A 3,568-nucleotide genomic window follows, 5' to 3' on the forward strand; every position below is an offset into this window, starting at 1 on the left:
TAGACCGAATCTGACCACGTCGGGTTCGATGACGCACCTGATGGTCGCTCACTCTTCTGTCCGTCGTCCGTCTCGAAGCGTTCCTGATTCCCTTCGCGCACCTTCTGGTCGCAGAAGTCACCCGCCGATGCGCTCCTTCGACCCTTTGCCCCTCAGCCGCAGGACGTCGCCGTGAGCCAGATCGTCCACATCGAGGTCGATCGCCTCCGACACGCGCGCGCCGGTCGCGTAGAGGAGTTCGAGCAGAGCACGATCACGGATGCCGAGAGGTTCTTCGTCTGAGGGCGCCGAGAGAAGGCGCTCGACCTGTTCTATGGTCAGCGCCTTGGGAAGCCGTTGCGGCGCCTTCGGCGGACGGAGACGGGCGCTCGGGTCATCGACCTCGATGCCCTCCCGCGCCAGGAAGCGATGCCACCCTCGCACCGAGGACTGCAGTCTGGCCAGGCTCGTCGAGGCCGGGGGCGGCTCCGCCGAGGCCCGCTCACCGATGAACCGATCGATCACCGCGGATGTCACCTCCGCGGTGTCGCCGATCCCCTCGGCGACCAGCCACTCACGGTATGTCCCGAGGTCACGTCGGTACGCCGCGATCGTGTGCGCGCTCAGGCCGCGCTCGACCGTGACATGACGCAGGTAGGCGTCGAGGGCGCGCTCGAGCAGCATCGTCAGCTCCGGTCGCGGAGCCTCTGTGCGGCTGCGAGCACACCGATCGCGAGGATGCCGTTGCGCATCCGCCCCTCGAGCACGGCGGAGACGGCCTCGACCAGCGGCACCCACTCCACACGGATGTCCGCTTCCTCGTCTTCGCGATCGTGTGGCGATCCGGCCGATGCGACCCCGGTCGCGAGGAACAGGTGGATGATCTCGTCGTTCCCGCCGGGAGTCGTCCACGAGGAGACCAGCGGCTCCCAGTGCGCGGCGACCAGGTCGGCCTCCTCGGCGAGCTCGCGTCGGGCGGCAGCGAGAGGCTCCTCCCCCTCCACGTCGAGCAGCCCGGCTGGAAGCTCCCAGTCACGGTGCCGGATCGGATGGCGATATTGCTGGATCAGCAGCACGCGCCCCTCGTCGTCGAGCGCGACGATCGCCACCGCGCCGGTGTGATCGACGTACTGCCGAACGATCTCGCCCTCGCCGTAGCGCACGCGGTCGGAGCGCACGTCCCAGACGCTACCCCGGTAGACGAGGTCGCTGTGGAGAACCTCCGGCTCGAAGGGCTCGTCCCGGAGGTTCTCCGTCGACTCAGTCATCCGCGCTGACGTCGAACAGCTCGCTTGCACGGTGCCGCTCGATCGCCGCACCGACCAGGCCGCGGAACAGCGGGTGCGGGGCGGTCGGACGCGAACGCAGCTCGGGGTGCGCCTGGGTGGCGATGTAGTACGGGTGCACGTCGCGCGGCAGCTCGACGTACTCGACCAGGTCGAGCTCAGGGTTGAGGCCTGAGAACACCAGTCCTGCTGCCGAGAGACGGTCGCGGTAGGCGTTGTTCACCTCGTAGCGGTGACGGTGGCGCTCGGATGCCTCGGGCGCGCCGTAGAGGTCGCGGGCGAGCGATCCCTCGGCGAGTGCGGCCTGGTACAGACCGAGGCGCATGGTGCCACCCAGGTCGCCGCCGTCGAGGATGTCGACCTGCTCGGCCATCGTCGCGATGACGGGCTCTGCGGTGTCCGGGTCGAACTCGCTCGACGAGGCACCGACGATTCCCGCCACGTCACGGGCGTACTCGATGACCATGCACTGCAGTCCGAGGCAGAGGCCGAGCGTCGGGATGCCCTGCTCGCGCGCGAACTTCAGCGCGCCGAGCTTGCCTTCGATGCCGCGGATACCGAATCCGCCGGGCACGCAGATGCCGTCGAGCTCGGCCAGCTGCTCCTGGGCGCCTTCCGGCGTCTCGCAGAGGTCGGACGGAATCCAGCGGATGTTGACCTTGGTCTCCTGCGCGAAGCCGCCGGCCTTGAGCGCCTCGGTCACCGAGAGGTAGGCGTCCGGCAGATCGATGTACTTGCCGACCAGACCGATCGTCACCTCGTGCTTGGGGTTGTGCACCGCGTGCAGCACCTTATTCCAGCGGGTCCAGTCGACATCGGCCGCCTTCTGGTCCAGACCCAGGCGGCGCACGATGTACGAGTCGAGACCCTGGTCGTTCAGCGTCGAGGGGATGTCGTAGATGCTCGGCAGATCGACGGTGTTGATGACACCCTCGACGTCGACGTCGCACATCAGCGCGATCTTATTGCGGTTGCTCGCGCTCACCGGACGGTCGCTGCGCAGCACCAGCGCATCCGGCTGGATGCCGACCTGGCGGAGGGCTGCGACCGAGTGCTGGGTCGGCTTGGTCTTCTGCTCCCCCGACGCGCCCATGAACGGCACGAGCGACACGTGCACGAAGAAGACGCTGTCGCGTCCGAGCTCGTGGCGCAGCTGGCGGGCGGACTCGAGGAACGGCTGGGACTCGATGTCGCCGACGGTGCCGCCGACCTCGGTGATGATCACGTCGGGGCGCGGCTCCTCAGAGGCCTGCAGCCGCATGCGGCGCTTGATCTCGTCGGTGATGTGCGGGATGACCTGCACGGTGTCGCCGAGGTACTCGCCGCGGCGCTCGCGCGCGATGACCTGCGAGTAGATCTGACCGGTGGTGACGTTGGCCGCCTCGGACAGGTTGATGTCGAGGAAGCGCTCGTAGTGTCCGATGTCGAGATCGGTCTCGGCCCCGTCATCCGTCACGAAAACCTCGCCGTGCTGGAAGGGGTTCATCGTGCCCGGATCGACGTTCAGGTACGGGTCGAGCTTCTGCATCACGACGCGCAGACCGCGAGCAGTGAGGAGGTTGCCGAGGCTGGCAGCCGTCAGTCCCTTACCCAAAGACGAAACGACACCACCAGTCACGAAGATGTGCTTGGTCGTGTCGTTCTTGGGTCCCGCAGAAGAAGAGTTCATCACGGGCTTCGATCCTATCAGGCAGTGGGGACGCGGAGGCTGAGAAGTTCGCGGGCATGGGTCAGAGCGGCATCGGAATCGGCGAGTCCCGACAGCAGACGCGCCATCTCGGCTTCCCGCTCCTCCCCCTCCAGACGCCGCACACTGGAGGCCGTGACCGCGCCGTCATTGGCTTTGACGACCGAGAGATGGTTGTTCGCGAAGGCAGCGACCTGTGCGAGATGCGTCACCGCGATGACCTGCGACTTCTCGGCGAGCCGGGCGAGTCGCCGCCCGACTTCGATAGCCGCCGCTCCGCCGATGCCCGCATCGACCTCGTCGAAGACGAAAGTCGGAACCGGGTCCGTCGCGGCGATCACCACTTCGATGGCCAGCATCACGCGCGAGAGCTCGCCACCGGACGCACCTTTCGAGACGGAGCGCGGCTCCGCACCGGGGTGAGGAGCGAGGAGGATCGCGACATCGTCGCGACCGTGCGCGCTCTCCGCTCCTTCAGAGACCACGACCTCCAGGCGCGCGTCCGGTGGCGAGCTCTCGCGCGTGATGCTGGCCATCGAAGTGGTGATCGCCGCGACGGACCCGGTTCCGACTTTCGTCTTCGACGAGGTCGATGCGGGCATCGGCGGAGCGGCGG

The 3,568-nt window shown here is 67.5% G+C and carries 2 protein-coding genes and 2 pseudogenes; all 4 read right to left on the reverse strand.

From position 1 onward, the window contains the following. Positions 1–126 precede the first annotated feature (126 nt). A pseudogene (locus tag KZA10_RS09825) lies at positions 127–663 on the reverse strand (site-specific integrase); the annotation flags it as partial. 2 nt (positions 664–665) lie between these two features. Beyond that, positions 666–1,247, reverse strand: a complete 582-nt coding sequence (locus KZA10_RS09830; protein WP_218682771.1) for an NUDIX hydrolase — start codon at positions 1,245–1,247, stop codon at positions 666–668. Then, on the reverse strand, positions 1,240–2,934 hold the full coding sequence (locus tag KZA10_RS09835; protein WP_017830134.1) for a CTP synthase: 1,695 nt from the start codon (positions 2,932–2,934) through the stop codon (positions 1,240–1,242). The genes KZA10_RS09830 and KZA10_RS09835 overlap by 8 nt, the downstream gene beginning before the upstream one ends. 17 nt (positions 2,935–2,951) lie before the next feature. Further along, positions 2,952–3,568: pseudogene (locus tag KZA10_RS09840) on the reverse strand (DNA repair protein RecN); the annotation flags it as partial.

This window comes from Microbacterium sp. BF1, from assembly GCF_019279095.1.
GTDB classification, from domain to species: domain Bacteria; phylum Actinomycetota; class Actinomycetes; order Actinomycetales; family Microbacteriaceae; genus Microbacterium; species Microbacterium maritypicum.